The sequence below is a fragment of the Ornithinibacillus sp. 4-3 genome, from assembly GCF_040958695.1.
GTDB lineage: Bacteria > Bacillota > Bacilli > Bacillales > Amphibacillaceae > CALAMD01.
On sequence record NZ_CP162599.1, the window covers coordinates 1,582,496 to 1,603,128 of the forward strand.

Below are 20,633 nucleotides of genomic sequence, written 5' to 3' on the forward strand. Positions count from 1 at the left end.
GCAGTTGTATATAAAGGCTATTTTCTTTCTATTCTTTGAACGTTTTTTCTTGTTAGTACATTTTTTCGGTGCATTGTATTTAGTTATTCATTTAATCATGAAATGTAGTTTAATTTAATTGTTATTTTAAAGCTTTTTCTGCTATTATAGGACATGCGATAATACTAATAGTTTGAGGAATGAATGGTAACATACAAAATATATATAAATTGCCTACATATCAGTGTTAACAGCACTTTTTTATTCCACAGGCATAAATACAATACTGTAATGAGCGGTCATAAATAATTTATTATTAGAATATTTTTGTAGAAATCAATTCATTATAGAGAGATTTTTGGAAAGGAGATTTATTTACACTATGAACGAAGAGCAAAGAAAGTCACAATCGCAGATTAAACAAGTGGAATCTACAAAAGTGGAAAAGCCATTAAGTGAAAAAACAACTGCTGATTTTGCAAAGTATTTTCAAACTACTTATCAACCGCCTGATATTCGTAAAGCGCGTAAAAGATATCGTGAGAAAATTGAGGTACATTATGATTTTGAAATACCTGACGATATGAAAGAGATTGGGGAAGGGAAAAAATTCCTTATCCAAACATATGGCTGTCAAATGAATGAACATGATACAGAAGTGATGGCAGGAATTTTAACAGAGATGGGTTATCAAGCAACTACCGTGACTGAAGAGGCTGATATTGTCTTATTAAATACTTGTGCAATCCGAGAAAATGCGGAAAATAAAGTGTTTGGTGAGTTAGGTCATTTAAAGCCTTTAAAAATGGAGAAGCCTGACCTAATCATTGGTGTTTGTGGTTGTATGTCACAGCAGGAATCTGTTGTAAATAAAATTATGCAGAAGCACCAGCATGTGGATCTAATTTTTGGAACACATAATATTCATCGTTTACCACATTTAATTAAGGAAGCATTTTATAGTAAGGCAAAAGTGGTAGAAGTATGGTCGAAGGAAGGAGATATCATTGAAAACCTTCCAAAAGTACGTCATGGAAAAATTAAAGCATGGGTAAATATTATGTATGGCTGTGATAAATTTTGTACATACTGCATCGTTCCAATGACTCGTGGTAAAGAGAGAAGCCGTCGCCCAGAGGATATTATTCAAGAAGTACGTCGTTTAGCGGCAGAAGGGTATCAAGAAGTGACATTACTTGGGCAGAATGTAAATGCATATGGAAAAGATTTTGAGGACATTGATTATACCTTCGCTAATTTAATGGATGATATGCATAAGATCGATATTCCACGTGTTCGTTTTACAACATCACATCCACGTGATTTCGATGACCACTTAATTGAAGTATTGGCACAAGGTGGAAATCTACTTGATCATATACATTTACCTGTTCAATCTGGAAGTAGTGAAGTATTACGCAGAATGAATCGTAAATATACAAGAGAAGAATATTTAGAATTAGTTAGAAAAATAAAACAAGCAATTCCTAATGTAACATTAACGACTGATATTATTGTTGGTTTCCCGAATGAAACAGAAGAACAATTCGAAGAGACAATGACATTAGTAGAAGAAGTTGGTTTTGAATCAGCTTATACATTTATTTATTCTCCGCGTGAAGGTACTCCTGCAGCGGCCCGTAAAGATGATGTATCAATGGATGAGAAAAAACGTCGACTATATCGTTTAAATGAATTAGTAAATCATCAAGCAGCAGATTCGATGCAAGAATATCAAGGAAAAGTTGTTAAAGTCCTCGTTGAGGGAGAGAGTAAGAAGGATCCAGATGTTCTTGCTGGTTATACGGAAAAGAATAAAGTTGTTAATTTCCGTGGGCCAAAATCAGTAATCGGCCAAATTGTTGATGTAAAAATTACAGACGCAAAAACATGGTCTTTAAACGGAGAAATGGTTGAAAATCAAGTTGAGGTGAACTAACATGGCAAAATACACAAGAAAAGAAGTATTAGAAGAAGCAAAGCAATTAGCTGCTATGCTTGCACATACAGAAGAAATTGAACGTTTCAAGCAATTAGAAGCACAAGTAAATAATCATGAAAATTTACAAAAAATGATTAAAGCATTGAAAACTTTACAGAAACAAGCAGTTAACTTACAAGCATATGAAAAAATGGAAGCATTGAAAAAAGTAGAGGAAGAAATTGAACGCTTGCAAAACGAAATTGATGCTATTCCAGTTGTTCAAGAATTTAAAGAAAATCAAATTGTAGTAAATGATGTATTACAGCTTGTAACAGGTACCATTGCACGTGAGATTACGAATTCTGTTATTGAAGCAACAGGCGGAGATTTGATGTCTGGTAAAACAGGAAAACAAATCTAAAATTTAAATAGTTTACTGAAATCCGACGATACGATTAATGTATTATCGGATTTTTTTGTGGAGAAAAATTTATTTTAAACTATTAACATTCCTCAATATACATAATCCAAGAAATAATATATGATCAAAAAGAAGTGGGCTATTTTAGCTATTTAGAGTTGATTAAAAGGAGCTATCGATGATGAAAAAATGGAAACATGCTACATTATTGTCTGTAATCGCTGGAGGATTGGCGACATCTAGTTTTATAAATATTGTAGAAGCAAATAATGACTCGAATGCAGAGATAATAGAAGCAATCGAGACAGTACAGCAAGAGTATACTGAAATTACTGGAGATAATCTGGAATTAGATTCATCTGTTATTGCTGAGGAAGAGGCGCAAGAGCAGTATCAAGAAGAATTAGAGCAATCATTGGAAGCAATAGAAAACGTTGAAGAAGAAATAACTGAGTTAGCGGAAGAATTGGTCAATGCTCAAGAAAAAGAAGATGAAAAAGCTGTAGCGCAGATAGAAGCGCAAGTAGCACAAAAGCAAACACAGCAAGTTCAAATTGCGGCAATGGGATCAAATTTAAATGGACTTGACCTTAGCTCAATGGATCTAGAAACAGCTTTAATGCATGTTCAAACACAAAGGACACAACTTTTAGATACGCAATTAAAGGAACAGCTACAAGCCGTACAAGCTAGAAATGACGAAGTTGCAAGATTACATGAACAAATTCGTTTGGCTCAAGAAGCAAACGATAAAGCATTAGAAGAATCATTAAACAGGGCTATGGATGTTTTACATAATACTCAACAAATGGACATGCTTAGGTTACAATCTTTATCTAATAAACGAAATGAAGCATTTGATCTAATGACTAATTTTATCAAAAAAATGCAAGAATCAAGAAGCTCCATTATTGGCAATATGAGATAAAGTATTTTTATAAGGAGAGTAGAGGATGAAAAAGAAGGCAGTACAATTATGGCTATGGCCTGCTCTTATTCTTATAGGAATAGCTATCTATTGGGTAAGTCAGAAAGAAGATGAGCCAACTCTGGCGAATACTGAGGCAAAAATCATTGAAATTGGTGTAATTTTACCATTAACTGGAGAGTTGTCATCAAAAGCTGAAATGATAAACCAGGCATTGAATATCTCAGTAGCAGATACGAATGAATTCTTAACAATAGCTGGTTTTGAATTTCAATTTCGTTTAGTAGTAAAGGATAGCCAAAGTGATCCAGATGAAGGACTAAAACAAGCCAAACAACTTTATAAAGAAGGAATTTCTATCTTTATTGCAGGAGCTAGTCAGGAAATAGAAGCTTTAAAACCATGGGCAGATACAGAGGATGTTGTAGTTCTTAGCTACAGTAGTACAGCCCCATCACTAAGTGAAGCTAATGACGGGATCTTTCGCATTGTACCAAATGACCATCATCAAGCTAATGCACTTGCGACATTATTGACTGATGAAGAGATAGAATATGTGATACCAGTATACCGTAATGATATCTATGGAAATGAATTACTACAATTATTTGTGGAAAATTATAAAATGCTATCTCCTACAGGCAATATAGCCGAACCAATTCAATATCAACCAGATAAAACTGATTTTGAAGTAATAGCTAAGCAAATTGAGGATGCCACGACACTAAATGATACAAAGACGGGTGTTATGCTGATTGCATTTGATGAAGCAACTGAAATATTTAAAGCATCGAAACATCTAACCGCTGTTCAGTGGTATGGTACTGAAACTTTAACACGTAATGAACCGTTAATGGCAGATAAGGAAGCTTTTGATTTTGCAAAGGAAGTAGCATTTACAGGTTTATCTTTTAGTGCACCAGAAACGGATATTTATCAAGCCATTGCACAAAAGATTGCCGATCAGGCTGAAGTGGAAGTTATACCAACAGCTGTATTTGCATATGACATCATTGGATTGCTAATGTCTGTTTCTCAAAAAATGGATATACCAGGTGATCCGATTGAGCTAAAGGAAAACCTTATTTCTCTTTCAGAAAACTATGCAGGAGCTACGGGATGGATAGTGTTAGATGATGCTGGCGATAGAAAGTACTCTAATTATGATGTATGGCAAGTAGATAAAGCATCAGAAAATAAATGGATAAATCGAGGCACTTATCAAAGAGATCCTGGTTTACCAGGCTATATTAATTATAAATAAAAAGTGGTTCTGTTCATTGCTGATCGCAATGGATAGAATCACTTTTTTTGATGGGTATGAAAGTATAATGAAAACTGACTTCCTACAGGGACATTTGCATGATAGGAACATATCTATATAAAAGACTAATTACTTTTCTGTTTTTATGCTTGGAGAGACAAAATTAATAAAATATATCATGAATTTCTAAACTTCTTCTATTTTTAATTATGAAATGTAAGAAAGCTCTATGCACTTTAGGTAAATGCCTTGCATAAAATGAAATGGAGAAAAGAGGAGGTTGCGTGTAAATGTCTTATTTAGATAAAGATTATCGTGAAATCATTACGAAAGCGGTTTGTGGAAAAGGGAAAAAGTTTGTAAAAGATAAGCACAAAATAGAACCGCTTCATCGCCCATCAAGTATTCTAGGTTGCTGGATTATCAATCATGAGTATCAAGCAGTCCAAAAAGGACGTCATAAAGTAGAGATTAATGGAAGCTATGACATCAATATTTGGTATTCATACAGTGATAACACGAAAACAGAGGTTGTAACAGAACGTGTAAATTATTGTGATGAGATTCCTTTAACTATTCGTGATGATCATTGTATTAGTGATGATTTTGAAATTATTGTCCGTGTTGTCCAGCAGCCAAATTGTTTGGAATGTGTAATTGAAGAAAAAGGCAATCGAATGGTTGTAGAAGTAGAAAGAGAATTTGTTGTTAAAGTTATTGGCGAAACAAAAGTATTTGTCCGTGTTGATCAAAAAGCATATGAAGATAAAGACAGTGACGACTGGGATGAAAAAGTCACAGATGAGGAATTGCGTGATGTCAGCCCTGATTTTTTACGGAAGAAAAGAGCATAAACTCTTAACAACTAATAAATTTAGAATCAATACAAAGAAAAAACATGTAAAAAGAAATGCTGAATAAGGGAGAGGTGAAGTTTAATCATGCATTTGCAGATAACTAACAACCTCTCTTTTTTTGTTATTTGAAAAAAATGCTTAAACGCTAGAAAATTTAGATGTAATTATGTCTGACGTAATTGGTCTAGTGATATGTTATAATTAATCTAACTAATTTTGTGTATTTGGAGGACAAATCATGGCAAAGCACACACCAATGATGGAACAATATTTACGAATTAAAGCTGAACATAGAGATTCTTTCTTGTTTTTTCGTCTCGGCGATTTTTACGAGATGTTTTTTGATGATGCGGTACTAGCTGCAAGAGAATTGGAAATTACATTGACAAAAAGAGATCCAGGGCAAAATGAACCAATTCCAATGTGTGGGGTACCTTATCATGCTGCACAAAATTATATCAAAATATTGATTGATAAAGGCTATAAAGTGGCTATTTGTGAACAAGTGGAGGATCCTAAAAAAGCTGTAGGCGTAGTAAAACGTGAGGTTGTCCAAATCATTACACCAGGAACGGTGATGGATCATGGAATGTTGAAGGAAAGTGAAAGCAATTATATTGCAAGCCTTACACATTTCAATGATGGTTCTTATGCGATTGTCTATAATGATTTATCAACTGGTGAGAATAGTATTGCATTAATTGAAGAAGGCTGGGATGCAGTCTTTCATGAGTTATATAATCAATCGGTAAAAGAAATTGTTATTTCATCAGAGCTTCCAAATGAATTCCAAGAACAGCTTCGTGAGAGACTGCATGTAACGTTATCCTACCAAGATGAGGTTAATTTTAATGCAGAGTTTCGTAATCTTTGTGATCATCTGTTGAATGATGAACGTCTGATGAAGGCATTTAGCCGTCTATTAAACTATATTCAACATACACAAAAGCGATCTCTTGATCACTTACAACCAGCAAAAGTAATTAAATTAGATAATTACTTAAAACTAGATATGTACTCCAAACGTAATCTAGAGCTTACAGAAACAATTATGAAAAAAGGAAAACATGGCAGCTTATTGTGGGTGTTAGATCGCACGATAACCGCAATGGGAACTCGTTTATTAAAAAAATGGTTAGAACGTCCTTTATTAAATAAAAAACGTATCGAAGAAAGACTAGCAATTGTATCAAGTTTATATGATAACTTTATGGAAAGAGATAGCTTAAGAGAGACATTAAAATCTGTATATGATTTAGAACGTCTAGCGGGAAGAATTGCTTTTGGGAATGCGAACGCTCGTGATCTTATTCAATTGAAGCAATCTTTACAAAATATCCCAGAAATTCTTTCCGTGCTTGAGCTATTAAATGATAATCAAGAAATTAAGAATTTAATGGAGCGCCTTTTCTATCCAAAAGAAATTGTGGAGTTACTGGAGACAAGCATTATTGATGAACCACCTATTTCAGTAAAAGAAGGTTCGATTATTAAAGAAGGTTGTAATGAAACATTAGATAAATACCGTGAAGCTGCTAAAAATGGCAAGAAGTGGATTACAGAGTTAGAGATTGCGGAGAAAGAAGCAACAAATATTAAATCACTTAAAATTAAATACAATCGAGTATTCGGTTATTTTATTGAAGTGACGAAAGCTAATCTATATCTTATTCCAGAAGACAGATATGAACGTAAGCAAACATTGACAAATGCGGAGCGCTTTATTACTCCTGAATTAAAGGAAAAAGAATTACTTATTTTGGAAGCCGAAGAAAAAAGTGTTGAATTAGAGTATGAATTATTTACAGAGATTCGTGAGAAAATCAAAGATCATATTCCAGAGATTCAATTTTTAGCAGAAGTGATTAGTACGATTGATGTTTTACAGTCTTTTGCGACAGTTAGTGAAGCGAATAATTATACACGACCAAATTTTGTTGAGAAGGAATTAAAAATTACCCAAGGAAGACATCCGGTAGTAGAACAAGTGATGAAAAACGGATCTTATGTACCTAATGATGTTTCCTTAAATGATGAACGAACGATTTTATTGATTACAGGACCAAATATGTCTGGGAAGAGTACATATATGCGTCAACTTGCTCTAACAGTGATTATGGGACAAATTGGATGCTTTGTTCCTTGTGAACATGCTGATCTATTAATATTCGATCAAATATTTACAAGAATCGGGGCAGCGGATGATTTAGTTGCAGGCCAGAGCACTTTTATGGTAGAAATGCTGGAAGCTAATCATGCTCTGCAACACGCAACTGAGAATAGCCTTATTTTATTAGATGAAATTGGTAGAGGGACAAGCACATATGATGGAATGGCACTTGCCCAAGCCATCGTCGAATATATTCATCATCATGTTCATGCAAAAACATTATTCTCTACCCATTATCATGAATTGACATCCATGGAGGATGAGTTAGACCGATTGAAAAATATTCATGTTCGGGCAGAGGAGCATGATGGAAAAGTAGTATTCCTCCATCAAATTAAAGATGGAGCAGCAGATGAAAGCTATGGGATACATGTTGCTAGATTAGCCAATTTACCAGCAGGATTAATTTCTAGAGCAACAGCAATTTTAGAACAGCTTGAGGATAAAGAGAAAGTAAATACGGTTAAAGAAACATCAGAAGAAATGGAAGTAGGACAGCTATCTTTCTTTGTAGAAAACAAGCAAGCGACAAAATCTGTCTCAAAAGAAATAGTTTCTTCTGCTCATAAAAAGGTTATGGAAGAACTAAAGGAGATTCCTTTGTTTGAAATGACTCCATTAGATGCAATGAATGCATTATATCGCTTGCAGAAACAAATACAAGAGCAATAGAGAGAGGGTGGAAGCATTGAAAATTATTCAGCTCCCAGCGTCACTTGCTAATAAAATTGCTGCAGGAGAGGTTGTTGAAAGACCCGCCTCAGTTGTAAAAGAGTTAATGGAGAACAGCATTGATGCAAAAAGCACATGGATTAAAATTGATTTAGTAGAAGCAGGTCTTGAAGAAATTAAGATCACGGATAATGGGGAGGGGATGTCTCCAGAGGATTGTGAACGTGCCTTTTTAAGGCATGCAACGAGCAAAATAAAGTATGAAACAGATTTATTTCATATTGGTACTTTAGGCTTTCGTGGTGAAGCATTAGCGAGTATTGCTTCAGTTAGCAATCTAACTATTAAAACATCATTAGGCGAAGAAGCAGGAACGCTACTACAATTAGAAGGTGGCGAAATTACGCATCGAGATCGTAGTGATGCCAGACAAGGTACGGAAATTACTGTGCAGCAATTATTTTTTAATACACCTGCACGGTTAAAGTACATGAAAACACTCCATACTGAATTAGGGCATATTACGGATGTCCTGAACCGAATTGCTCTTGCAAATCCATCTATACGAATTGAAGTAACACATAACGGGAAGCGATTATTCCAAACGACAGGATCTGGTGATGGACGACAAGTGATTGCGAATATTTATGGAATGAATGTAGCAAAGCAAATGCTAGCTGTAGAAAAGCGAACATTAGATTTCCAGATACAAGGTTTTGTTTCTAAACCAGAATTAACAAGAGCTAGTCGTTCATATATTTCTATTATCATTAATGGTAGGTATATCCGTAGTCATGCATTAAATCATGCGATTACACGTGCTTATCACACATTACTTCCAATTAATCGCTATCCAGTTGCTGTCTTAGCTATACAAATGGATCCAATCTTAGTTGATGTGAATGTACATCCAACAAAGCTAGAAGTACGTTTTAGTAAAGAAAAAGAGCTAATAGAGGCCATTGAAGTAATGATACGTGATAACTTTCGTAAACAAACATTAATACCAGAAATAAAGCCTAAACCAACGACAGAAGAAAGAAAATCAGTTCAACATGAGCTTGATTTCAATCAATGGCAAAAACATGTAGTTCCGGAACCATACAAAGTAAATGAAACAATGCAAATCCACGAAACTCCAGTTTTTGAGCATAAAAGTATTACTGAAGAATTACCAAATCAAATAGAACAAGAAATTCATATAGAGCAAAAAGAACCAAAAGAAACTCCGTTACCTGTTCAAGAAAATTCACCGCAAATAGAAGTAGAGCCACAACAGCGTGTTCCAGTTATGTATCCTGTTGGACAAGTTCAAGGAACTTATATTATTGCTCAAAATGAACAAGGATTATATTTAATTGATCAGCATGCTGCACAAGAAAGAATTAAATATGAATTTTTTAAAGAGAAATTAGGTAAAACCATTAATGAATCTCAGGAGCTGCTTATTCCACTTACCTTTGAATTTTCGAAGACAGAAGCTATTTTTATTGAAAAATTTAAAGAAGAATTTGAAAAAGTAGGTTTATTTTTCGAATCGTTTGGTCATCAAACGTATATTATTCGCTCTCATCCTACATGGTTTCCAAAAGGATTTGAAATAGAAATTATTCAAGAAATGGTAGAACAAATCATTCAAAATGAAAAAATTAACATCGAAAAATTACGTGAAGAGGCTGCAATTTTAATGTCATGTAAACGTTCGATTAAAGCAAATCACTATTTAAATGATAAAGATATGTTTCGCTTGCTTGAAGACTTACGAAATACAGTTGACCCATTTACATGTCCACATGGCAGGCCGATTATTATTCATTTTTCTTCATATGATTTAGAAAAAATGTTTAAACGTGTGATGTAGTTATTAAATCGTAATAGGAGTAGAATATTGAAAAAGACTGTGATAGTGATTGTTGGCCCAACTGCGGTTGGAAAGACAAATTTAAGTATTGAAGTTGCTAAACAATTTAACGGTGAAATTATTAGCGGTGATTCCATGCAAGTATATAAAACGATGGATATTGGAACTGCAAAGGTAACCCCAGTAGAAATGCAAGGGATACCTCATTATCTGATTGATCAAATAGAACCGAATGAAGCATACTCTGTAGCTGATTTTAAAGAAGATGTTCAAAAATATATTCATGAGATTTCAGAAAGAGGAAAATTGCCAATTATTGTTGGGGGTAGTGGACTCTATATTCAAGGAGCGTTATATAATTATCATTTCTCTGATAAACAACGTGATGAATCAATTACTAAAAGATTAGAGGAACAGCTAGAGAAGCATGGTATTTCTCCATTGTATGAGTATTTACAGGAAGTAGATCCTGCTCAAGCAGAGAAAATACATCCAAATAACCATCGTCGTGTTATTCGAGCATTGGAAATTTACGAAACAACTGGGAAGAAGATGTCTGAGATAGAAGCAACACAGACGAAAGAATCTCCATACCATATTATTTTTATTGGTTTAGAAATGGAGAGAAAATTATTATATGAACAAATTAATCACCGTGTAGATCTGATGATGGAGGCAGGATTGTTAGCTGAAGTAAAAAGACTTTATGAGCTTGGATTAAAGGATTGTCAATCTATGAAAGCCATTGGTTACAAGGAATTCATTCCTTATTTCGAAGGATTTCAAGAATTAGAAGAAGCAATCGAACTACTCAAAAGAAATTCCCGTAGATATGCTAAACGTCAATATACTTGGTTTAAAAACAAAATGGATATTACTTGGTATTCAATGAATCCAGATGAGAAAATAGAAAATTACAAAAAAATATTAAAAGATATAGAAGGAATCCTTAAAAAAATATAGAATGTTATTTATTAGATAGAAATAAGGAGGAATCGCTATGGCACAATCAGTAAACATTCAAGACTTCTATTTGAATCAACTTAGAAAGACACACGGGGCTGTAACAGTGTTCTTAACCAATGGATTTCAATTAAGGGGAATAATAAAAGCCTTTGATAATTATACGGTCTTACTGGAATCAGAAGGGAAGCAGCAACTTATATACAAGCATGCGATTTCAACATATGCACCACAGAAGAATATATCTTTTGAAGAAGAATAATAAAAATCGTTTTGTGAGGAAGTAAGTAATCCTTACAAAACGATTTTTTATGAAAAAAACTGGGCGAATGTCACAATTCTGATATGAATTCATATACTAGCTTACACAGGGGTGATCTTGTGAAAGTGAAGGCTATGGAAGCAAAAACATCCAAAATTAATATTGTTCTCCAAGAAGAGAAAAATGTTTTATATCAACGGGAGAATGAAGTAAGTCATCCTTTATTAGAACAAATCGATAAAGCATTTGCAGATTTAATTAATATGAATGAAATAAAGGGCACATTAAAGGAAATTTGCGCGATGTTATGGATTAATCAGCAACGAGAAAATTTTGGTTTACTAAGCAGCAAACAAGTTTTGCATATGCTATTTACAGGTAATCCTGGTACAGGAAAAACAACCGTTGCTCGTAAGCTTGCAAAAATTTATTATGAATGGAATTTTTTGTCTAAAGGACAATTTATAGAAGTAGAGCGTGCTGACCTTGTTGGAGAATACATTGGGCAAACTGCACAAAAAACAAGGGCATTGATTCAGAAGGCACAAGGTGGGATCTTATTTATTGATGAAGCTTATTCTCTTTCAAGAGGTGGAGAGAAGGATTTTGGAAAAGAAGCAATCGATACACTCGTAACACATATGGAGAATAATTATACTGATTTTGTACTTATTTTAGCAGGCTATCCGAATGAAATGGAAAATTTTTTGAATTTAAATCCTGGACTACAGTCAAGATTCCCATTTATTATTGATTTTCCTGATTTCTCAGGTAAAGAATTACTTGAGGTAGCTAAAAAGATGGTTATGGCAAGAGAGTTTTCTTTAACGAAGGAAGCGGAATGGCATTTGCAAAAGCATTTTCATGAAAAAACAAGCACATCAACCCGCCATTTTGCTAATGCTCGTTATGTACGAAACACAATAGAACATGCGATTCGTAAGCAGGCGGTTCGTTTAATGAAAAAACAACCTTTAACTGCAGAAGACCTCATTTTTTTATCAAAAGAAGATTTTTCTTTTTTATAGAATTTCCCCAAAGCATTACCTATTGCTATCATATTTTCTAAATTAATGTAGAATAAAAGTAATCTATATGTAAAGGACGGAAAAAAATTATATGAATGAAAAAGAAAAAATTCTTATCATGGCAGTAAAAAGACCATTCGAAAAAGAAGAACGATTTTTATCCTCCGTTGACGAGTTAAAATCATTAAGTGCAACAGCTGGTGGTGAAGTGATCGAAGTAATTACACAAAATCGTCAGCAGATTCATCCAGCTACTTACTTAGGTTCAGGAAAAGTGAATGAAATAAGAGAAAGAGTGGATAGTTTAGAAATCGATCTTGTTATTTCTAATGATGAGTTATCTCCTGGGCAGTTACGAAATTTAGGAGATTTATTTGGAGTACGTGTCATTGATCGGAGTCAATTGATCCTAGATATATTTGCTATGCGTGCAAAGACAAAAGAAGGTAAGCTACAGGTCGAATTGGCACAATTAGAATATACATTGCCGAGATTACGAGGTATTGGAATTGAACTATCTCGTCTTGGAGCGGGAATTGGTACACGTGGTCCTGGGGAAACAAAACTTGAGACAGATCAACGACATATTCGTAGACGTATTGATGAAATTAAACGTCGACTTACTTTAGTGGTAAAACAGCGTGAACAATATCGAAAGCATCGCAGGGAAAAGGGCGTATTTCAAATCGCTATTGTCGGTTATACCAATGCCGGTAAATCAACCATCTTTAATCGGATTACAAATAGTGATTCATTAGAAGAAGATCAGCTTTTTGCTACGCTTGATCCGTTAACGAGACAGCTCCCATTGCCTTCAGGCTTTCAAACATTAGTTACGGATACGGTAGGATTTATTCAAGATTTACCTACTTCATTAATCGCTTCTTTTCGTTCGACTTTAGAAGAAGTTACTGAAGCAGATTTAATCTTGCATGTTGTAGATAGCTCACATCCTGATCAAGAGCAGCATCAAGCAACAGTGTTAAAAATTTTGGAGGATTTAGAAGCACATCAAATTCCCATGTTGACGGTCTATAATAAAAAGGATAAAATAACATCGGATTTTATTCCATTACATCAACCAAGTATTGTTATTAGCGCATATGATGAAGCTGAGTTAGAGCGTTTAATTATAAAAACAGAAGAAACAATTTGTGAAAACTGGGAGTCATATGCTTTACGTTTACCAATGAATGAAACAAAGAGATTACACCGTCTATTAAATGAATCGATTGTGAAATATAATCAATTTGATGAAGAAACAAATGAATATGTTGTCCATGGTTATATATCAGGAGAGCATCCACTACAAGGCTTTATAAAGGAGAACAATATCATAAATGATGGAACGAATCATACAACAAGTTGAAGCAGAGTGCGTGGCACTACATGAACAAGTAAATAAAATGGTAGAGATAAATCAAAAACGAGTCTTAGAAGCATTTAAAAATAATCGTATTGGCGATTATCATTTTAACTCTACAGATGGTTATGGCTATGATGATCTAGGTCGTGAAGGTCTAGAAAAACTGTATGCAGAAGTATTTGGGGGAGAAGATGCACTTGTGCGTCCGCAAATTATCTCTGGAACACATGCGATCTCAACAACCTTATTTAGCTTATTGCGTCCAGGTGATGAGCTATTGTATATTACAGGCGCACCATATGACACGTTAGAAGAAGTAATCGGAAAACGTGGAAATCAATCAGGTTCTTTAAAGGATTACCATATAGAATATAATGAGATTCCCTTACTGGAAAGTGGAAATGTAGACTTTCAAGAAGTGGAAAAAGCTATTACTAGTAAAACAAAGGTTATTGGGATTCAACGGTCAAAAGGATATAGTGATCGGCCTTCATTTACGATTGATGAAATTGCAGAAATGGTTAATTTCATAAAAGGAATAAATGAAAACATCATTGTCTTTGTTGACAATTGTTATGGAGAATTTGTAGAAGAATGTGAACCATTACATGTAGGAGCTGACGTTATTGCTGGTTCTTTAATTAAAAATCCCGGTGGAGGCTTGGTTCGTTCTGGTGGTTATATCGTTGGGAAAGAACATATTGTAGAACAAGCAGCTAATCGTTTAACAGCTCCAGGTTTAGGAAAAGAAGCAGGAGCAACTTTAAATATGCTCCAGGAAATGTATCAAGGATTCTTCTTAGCACCGCATGTTGTTGGGGAATCTATCAAAGGCTCGATTTTTACTGCAAGACTTATGGAATTACTGGGATATACGACAACACCTCATTATCAAGCAAAACGTACGGATTTAATTCAGTCGATTACTTTTAATGATCCAGAACAGATGATTGCTTTTTGTCAGGCGATTCAAGAAAACTCACCTATTAATTCATTTGTTGCCCCCTATCCAAGTAAGATGCCAGGATATGATAATGAAGTAATTATGGCAGCTGGAACCTTCATTCAAGGGGCGAGTATTGAGTTAAGTGCTGATGGCCCAATTAAACCTCCTTATCTTGTGTTTGTACAAGGAGGATTAACATATGCGCATGTCAAACTCGCGATAATAGGTTGTGTAAATAAATTAATAGAAAAAGGTTATATCCAACAAGGTAACTTAATAATTAGTAAATAAAAAAAGCAAGCTTCGTTGATCCATATTAAAATCAACGAAGCTCGCTTTTTATGGTTTAAGGCTATATTTTCTTATCCAAAATGACGATATAATCCAATGACTTTACCTAGAATCGATACATTTTGTAAAAGCAGTGGCTCCATATAATCGTTCTCAGGCTGTAAACGGATATGATCAGATTCTTTATAAAAAGTTTTGACAGTTGCTTCATCATCCTCTGTCATCGCTACTACAATATCACCATTTAATGCTGTGTTTTGCTGTTTAACAATAACCCGATCTCCATCTAGGATTCCTGCATTAACCATACTTTCTCCTTCAACAATTAAAATAAATAAATTATCGTTCTCATTAGCAGCAGAACGTGGTAGAGGAATATATTCTTCTATGTTTTCAATTGCTGTAATAGGAATACCAGCTGTAACTTTCCCAATAACGGGAGCATAGCGAGCTTCATCTTTTGGAACTGAATTTTCCATATCTAAATCCAAAATTTCAATCGCACGAGGTTTGGTAGGATCTCTTCGGATATAGCCTTTCCTCTCTAATCTTGATAGATGTCCATGAACAGTTGAACTAGAAGCTAATCCAACAGCTTTAGCAATTTCACGTACAGATGGTGGATAACCTTTAATCTCAACCTGCTCTTTTATGTAATCGAGTATCATTTGTTGTCTTTTAGCCAGTTTTGACATGTCTGCTTCACCTCGCTCTTTATGTTTGATTGTATTAATTTTATCATTCATAAAATCAAAATGCAAACATTCGTTCGAATAAATTAGTGGAAAAGCTGATAACAAAGGGGAGTGGGGCTGAGCTGTTTCTATTTAGCCCCAAAAATAGCCCCAGTAACATTGTTTCCAAAAAGTTGAACAGCTTTATCTTGAGTTTCTTTTAGTAGTGTATTATCTAGTCGCTCAGCAATAATGTTTCTTGGTAATTCTTTATTTAATGTAAGCAAGCTTATAGAAAATAACTTGTGTGGTAAAGATTTATCAAAAAATGAAATACTTGTAACGATTAATTATAAAGCTTTAGCGGATATTTATTAAAGTTTAATCAGGACAAATAAAAATGTTAGAATATATTAAAGGATAAGAAAGTTAATATAAATATAGAGTACTATAATAGCTTCAGATTAAATTCAAATTGGAGGTTTATCATGAATCCTAAAGTTATTACATTTGATGTATATTCAGCTTTAACTGATCTTAAAGGTAGTGTAGTTCAGGAATTGCAAAATGTTTTACAGGATGAAAATATTCACTATCCTACCATGTTTCAAATGTGGCGCGATAGACAATGGAATTACTTATTGATTACTAATTCTCTGCAAAAAGGATATGTTAGCTATCATACATTAACGACACGCGCACTAGAATATACGTTAAATCAATATAAAATTGATCTGACAGAGCAAGAAAAGGAACAATTAGTAGCCGGATGGAGCCGATTAAAGCTTTGGCCTGAAGCAGAACAAATATTGATGAGGCTTAGAGAAAAAGGGTATAAACTCGGAATGCTTTCAAATGGGGATGAGTACATGCTACGTACATTAGATCAAACATTTAATTTTTCTTTTGATTATATTTTTTCTTCAGATCAGGCAGGAGTTTATAAGCCTAGTGCGGAGATTTATCAACTTCCTTTAAATTTATTAGAGATTTCTCCTGAAGAAGTTCTCCATGTTGCTGGGTCATATATCGATGTTATGGGAACAAAATCAGCTGGGTTGCCATGTGTCTGGACGAATAGGCTTAATGACACTATTTTTGATCCTGCCTATGCTCCAGATTATGAATTGAAAAATTTAGAAGGTTTATTACAATTTTTATAAAAGTAAAGACTTACATATTTTTTAATGTAGATATAATCAAGGCGATGATATTTATCTTTTTTAAGGGTAAATATCATCGTTTTTTTGCTTAACTTTTCCCTATATTTCATCCTTTTGTTCGCATAATAAAACAAAACAAACATTTGTTCGCAAAAACTGTTGACAAGAACAAATGATCGTATTATTATATAAATAACCAAAGGCGAACAAAAGTTCTTATCTGAAATAGGAGGGTTCAAATATGTTTAGTAATTTATCAAAAACAGATTTATTTTATATTGTAGGATTTGGAGTATCACTAGTACTTATGTATTTTGCAATGGTTTCTGTACTTTAATAGGTTATTATCATGAATGCGATTATCTATTGCCGAGTCAGTACAAATAAGGATGAACAAATTACCTCTTTAGATCGACAACGAATAGAATTGATGAAATTAGCAGAACAATACCAATTTATAGTGGTTGATAGTATTTTAGAACAGCAGAGTGGTTATGACATTGAAAGAGAAGGTATTTTACAACTGTTAGATTATTTTACATCAGGAAAGGCTGATTGCCTCCTAATTCAAGATGAAACTCGTTTAGGAAGAGGAAATACAAAGATTGCATTATTTCATCAATTGAATAAGCTAAATATTCCTATCTATACGGTGACTCATCAAGGAGAACTGCAATTATCTGAATCAGACTCAATGGTTCTAGAAATAGTAGGCATTGTAGAAGAATACCAGCGTATGATTCATAATATGAAAATAAAACGAGGCATGCGACGGGCAATAGAAAAGGGCTATCAACCTGAGCAAAATTTGACTAATCGTAATCAAGCACCTGGGAGAGAGCGGATTGAATTTCCTATCGAGGAAGTAATACGTTTACGTGAGAAGAAATTAACCTTTATGGAAATTACAACGATTTTAAAAGGTCTTGGTTACAATGTTTCTAAAGCAACCGTGCATCGTAGATATAAGGAATTTCAAAACTCTTGAAAATGATATAGGGGAAGAGTAAGATAAAGGCAGGTAGTTACTGCCTTTTTTGTTGTATAGGAAAGTATAAAATTTTCCTAAGGTTGGTTCTTATTCCAAGCTAGTGTTGTCTAGCTCCGAGCGCCAAAAACTAAGAGATTTCACGTCACATCCTACAATAAGTCAACATCGGTTCGTCACCTCACCGTGTTTCCTTTATCTTGGTTGTGTCGCTCCAATCTCTACGTTTTTAAACGGGCGCTCTGCGCTTTTCGTTCCTGTTTATAAACGAATTTTGTCAAAATATCTAAATTCATATAATTAATATGTTTGAAGTGCAAAAAACTAAGTAATATTACCTGGATAAATTTAAATAGTTCTTATTAAAATAGGAGGTCATATATAACATGACATTTGAAGAAAAATTAGCAAGAATTAATGAGTTAGCTCATAAGGAAAAAAAAGAAGAATTGACAAAGGAAGAAAAACAGGAGCAACAACAACTGCGTCAGGACTATTTGCAGAATTTGAGAAAGTCTTTTTCCAATCAAATTGAAACATTAACTGTTATCGATCCAGAGGGAAAAGATGTTACTCCAGAAAAATTAAAAGAAATCCAAAAGCGAAACAAATCAAACTAACCTTGTTTTTGTAGGTTTTTCCATATAAAATGAAGGCAATAAGTGAATTTTAATTAAAAGGAGCAAATAAATTGTCAATTCAAGTTGAACAACTATCTATCAATACAATTCGTACTTTATCTATTGATGCAATTGAAAAAGCAAATTCTGGTCATCCAGGACTACCTATGGGAGCAGCACCAATGGCTTATACCCTATGGACTGATTTTATGAACCACTATCCAAAGCAATCAAAATGGTTTAATCGAGACCGTTTTGTTTTGTCAGCAGGTCATGGTTCTATGCTGTTATATAGCTTACTTCATTTATCTGGTTACGATGTGACAATGGATGATATTAAATCCTTCCGTCAATGGGATTCACGTACACCAGGACACCCAGAGGTTCATTATACGGATGGTGTAGAAGCTACAACTGGTCCATTAGGTCAAGGACTGGCAATGTCTGTTGGTATGGCAATGGCGGAAGCACATTTAGCTGCAAAGTTTAATAAGGAAAATTACCCAATAGTAGATCACTATACTTATACATTAGTTGGTGATGGAGATATCATGGAAGGTATCTCACATGAAGCAGCTTCTTTAGCTGGTCATCTTGGATTAGGTAAACTTATTGTCTTATATGATTCAAATGATATTTCATTAGATGGTGATTTAAATCGCTCTTTTTCTGATAACACAGAACATCGCTTCCAAGCATACGGATGGCAGGTACTACGTGTAGAAGATGGAAATGATACTGCTGCACTTAGAAATGCGATGAAAGAAGCACGAGCAAATACAGATCAACCAACATTAATTGAGGTTAAAACAATTATTGGTTATGGTTCACCAAACAAAGGAAATTCTTCTGCATCACATGGTGCTCCATTAGGTAAAGAAGAAGTTACTTTAACAAAAGGAAATTATGAATGGGCACATCAGGAATTTCATGTACCACAAGAGGTCTATTCTGATTTTAATGAAAAAGTTGTCGAAAAAGGTGAGAAGCGCTTTAAAGAGTGGGAGCAATTGATTGCCTCTTATAAAGAAGCTTACCCTGAATTAGCGCAAGAACTTGAATTAGTAATGAAGGATGAACTCCCAGTAGATTGGGATAAAGATCTTCCTACTTATGAAGCTGGTAAAGATAATTTAGCAACAAGAGTTTCATCAAGTGAAGTAATTAATGCTGTTTCAAAAACAGTTCCAAACTTCTTTGGTGGTAGTGCAGACCTTGCAAGCTCTAATAATACGATGATGAAGGCTGAAGAAGATTTTACTAAGGAGAATTATGCTGGTAGAAACATCTGGTTTGGTGTTCGTGAATTTGGAATGGCTGCAGCTTTAAATGGTTTAGCACTTCATGGAGGATTGAAAGTATATGGCGGAACATTCTTCGTGTTCTCTGATTATTTACGCCCAGCAGTTCGTTTATCTGCAATTATGAAAATGCCTGTTACTTATGTATTTACACATGATTCTATTGCAGTAGGAGAAGATGGACCAACACATGAGCCAGTAGAACATCTAGCTTCATTTAGAGCAATGCCAGGATTATCTGTTATTCGACCTGCAGACGGCAATGAAACACAAGCTGCATGGAAATTAGCATTAGAATCTCAAGATAAACCAACAGCACTAGTATTAACAAGACAAGGCTTACCTACATTAGAAGGCACTGTTGAACATGCTTATGAAGGTGTGAAAAAAGGTGCTTATGTAGTAAGTAAATCTGCAAAAGAAACTCCAGATGCATTATTATTAGCAACTGGATCTGAAGTTCAGTTAGCAGTGAAGGCCCAAACGGTATTGAAGGAGAAAAATATCGATGTGTCTGTAGTGAGTATGCCTTCTTGGGATCGTTTTGAAGCTCAGGATGAAGCATATAAAAATGAAATCATTCCACCAGAAGTAACATGCCGTGTTGGAATTGAAATGGCTTCAACATTAGGCTGGGATCGTTATGTTGGTAATGGAACAATGATTGGTGTGGAAACATTCGGCGCTTCTGCAAAAGGGGATACAGTAATTGCTGAATATGGCTTTACTGTCGAGAATGTTGTTAAGCATGTAGAAGCATTATTAAATAAATAAGTAAATAAGTATTAAAAAGAAGACTGCTTGAGAAGATTCACCAGGTATAAATATCAACCTAGGTGATTTCTCTCAAGTAGTTTTTTTCTTTTTGCTATTCGACAAAACAAGTGCTAGTCCAAAACAAATATTGACAATTATTTTTATGGAAATGGGGTAATATGAAGAGAAGGGAGTGATT

General features: G+C 34.3%; 17 protein-coding genes. 16 read left to right on the plus strand and 1 reads right to left on the minus strand.

Annotated elements, in window-relative coordinates; genetic code table 11:
• Positions 1–361 precede the first annotated feature (361 nt).
• The 12 genes from miaB (at position 362) to AB4Y30_RS07700 (ending at position 14,932) form a co-directional block, all read left to right on the plus strand.
• Complete coding sequence (gene miaB, locus AB4Y30_RS07645; protein WP_368654889.1) at positions 362–1,918, plus strand: tRNA (N6-isopentenyl adenosine(37)-C2)-methylthiotransferase MiaB; 1,557 nt, start codon at positions 362–364, stop codon at positions 1,916–1,918.
• A gap of 1 nt (position 1,919) precedes the next feature.
• Entirely contained in the window at positions 1,920–2,324 is a 405-nt protein-coding gene (locus AB4Y30_RS07650) for a RicAFT regulatory complex protein RicA family protein (RefSeq protein WP_368654890.1), read from the plus strand.
• Between the two features lie 181 nt (positions 2,325–2,505).
• Complete coding sequence (locus AB4Y30_RS07655) at positions 2,506–3,252, plus strand: hypothetical protein (protein WP_368654891.1); 747 nt, start codon at positions 2,506–2,508, stop codon at positions 3,250–3,252.
• A 25-nt stretch (positions 3,253–3,277) separates the two neighbouring features.
• Positions 3,278–4,516, plus strand: a complete 1,239-nt coding sequence (locus tag AB4Y30_RS07660; RefSeq protein WP_368654892.1) for an ABC transporter substrate-binding protein — start codon at positions 3,278–3,280, stop codon at positions 4,514–4,516.
• Positions 4,517–4,806: 290 nt separating this feature from the next.
• Positions 4,807–5,370, plus strand: a complete 564-nt coding sequence (gene cotE / locus AB4Y30_RS07665; RefSeq protein WP_368654893.1) for an outer spore coat protein CotE — start codon at positions 4,807–4,809, stop codon at positions 5,368–5,370.
• 241 nt (positions 5,371–5,611) lie between these two features.
• Positions 5,612–8,215, plus strand: a complete 2,604-nt coding sequence (gene mutS, locus AB4Y30_RS07670) for a DNA mismatch repair protein MutS (protein WP_368654894.1) — start codon at positions 5,612–5,614, stop codon at positions 8,213–8,215.
• A gap of 16 nt (positions 8,216–8,231) precedes the next feature.
• Positions 8,232–10,076: a DNA mismatch repair endonuclease MutL gene (mutL, locus tag AB4Y30_RS07675; RefSeq protein WP_368654895.1), complete on the plus strand. Its 1,845-nt coding sequence runs from the start codon at positions 8,232–8,234 to the stop codon at positions 10,074–10,076.
• A gap of 27 nt (positions 10,077–10,103) precedes the next feature.
• Positions 10,104–11,039, plus strand: a complete 936-nt coding sequence (gene miaA, locus AB4Y30_RS07680) for a tRNA (adenosine(37)-N6)-dimethylallyltransferase MiaA (RefSeq protein ID WP_368654896.1) — start codon at positions 10,104–10,106, stop codon at positions 11,037–11,039.
• A gap of 37 nt (positions 11,040–11,076) precedes the next feature.
• A complete protein-coding gene (gene hfq / locus AB4Y30_RS07685) occupies positions 11,077–11,301 on the plus strand; it encodes an RNA chaperone Hfq (RefSeq protein ID WP_368654897.1) in 225 nt (74 codons plus the stop codon).
• Positions 11,302–11,420: 119 nt separating this feature from the next.
• Positions 11,421–12,329, plus strand: a complete 909-nt coding sequence (locus AB4Y30_RS07690) for an AAA family ATPase (protein ID WP_368654898.1) — start codon at positions 11,421–11,423, stop codon at positions 12,327–12,329.
• Positions 12,330–12,420: 91 nt separating this feature from the next.
• Complete coding sequence (hflX, locus tag AB4Y30_RS07695; protein WP_368654899.1) at positions 12,421–13,698, plus strand: GTPase HflX; 1,278 nt, start codon at positions 12,421–12,423, stop codon at positions 13,696–13,698.
• A complete protein-coding gene (locus tag AB4Y30_RS07700; protein ID WP_368654900.1) occupies positions 13,670–14,932 on the plus strand; it encodes an aminotransferase class I/II-fold pyridoxal phosphate-dependent enzyme in 1,263 nt (420 codons plus the stop codon). Before hflX ends, AB4Y30_RS07700 begins: the two co-directional genes overlap by 29 nt.
• A gap of 71 nt (positions 14,933–15,003) precedes the next feature.
• Here AB4Y30_RS07700 and lexA read toward each other — a convergent pair whose 3' ends face one another.
• Entirely contained in the window at positions 15,004–15,627 is a 624-nt protein-coding gene (gene lexA / locus AB4Y30_RS07705; RefSeq protein WP_368654901.1) for a transcriptional repressor LexA, read from the minus strand.
• 467 nt (positions 15,628–16,094) lie between these two features.
• Between lexA and AB4Y30_RS07710 the strand changes: the two genes are divergently transcribed.
• The 4 genes from AB4Y30_RS07710 (at position 16,095) to tkt (ending at position 20,452) form a co-directional block, all read left to right on the plus strand.
• Positions 16,095–16,769: a haloacid dehalogenase type II gene (locus AB4Y30_RS07710; protein ID WP_368654902.1), complete on the plus strand. Its 675-nt coding sequence runs from the start codon at positions 16,095–16,097 to the stop codon at positions 16,767–16,769.
• 349 nt (positions 16,770–17,118) lie between these two features.
• Entirely contained in the window at positions 17,119–17,757 is a 639-nt protein-coding gene (locus AB4Y30_RS07715; RefSeq protein WP_368654903.1) for a recombinase family protein, read from the plus strand.
• 386 nt (positions 17,758–18,143) lie between these two features.
• Positions 18,144–18,377 carry a DUF896 domain-containing protein gene (locus AB4Y30_RS07720; RefSeq protein ID WP_368654904.1) on the plus strand — a complete coding sequence of 78 codons (234 nt, stop codon included), beginning with the start codon at positions 18,144–18,146 and terminating at the stop codon, positions 18,375–18,377.
• A gap of 71 nt (positions 18,378–18,448) precedes the next feature.
• Positions 18,449–20,452, plus strand: a complete 2,004-nt coding sequence (gene tkt, locus AB4Y30_RS07725; RefSeq protein WP_368654905.1) for a transketolase — start codon at positions 18,449–18,451, stop codon at positions 20,450–20,452.
• Positions 20,453–20,633: the final 181 nt, after the last annotated feature.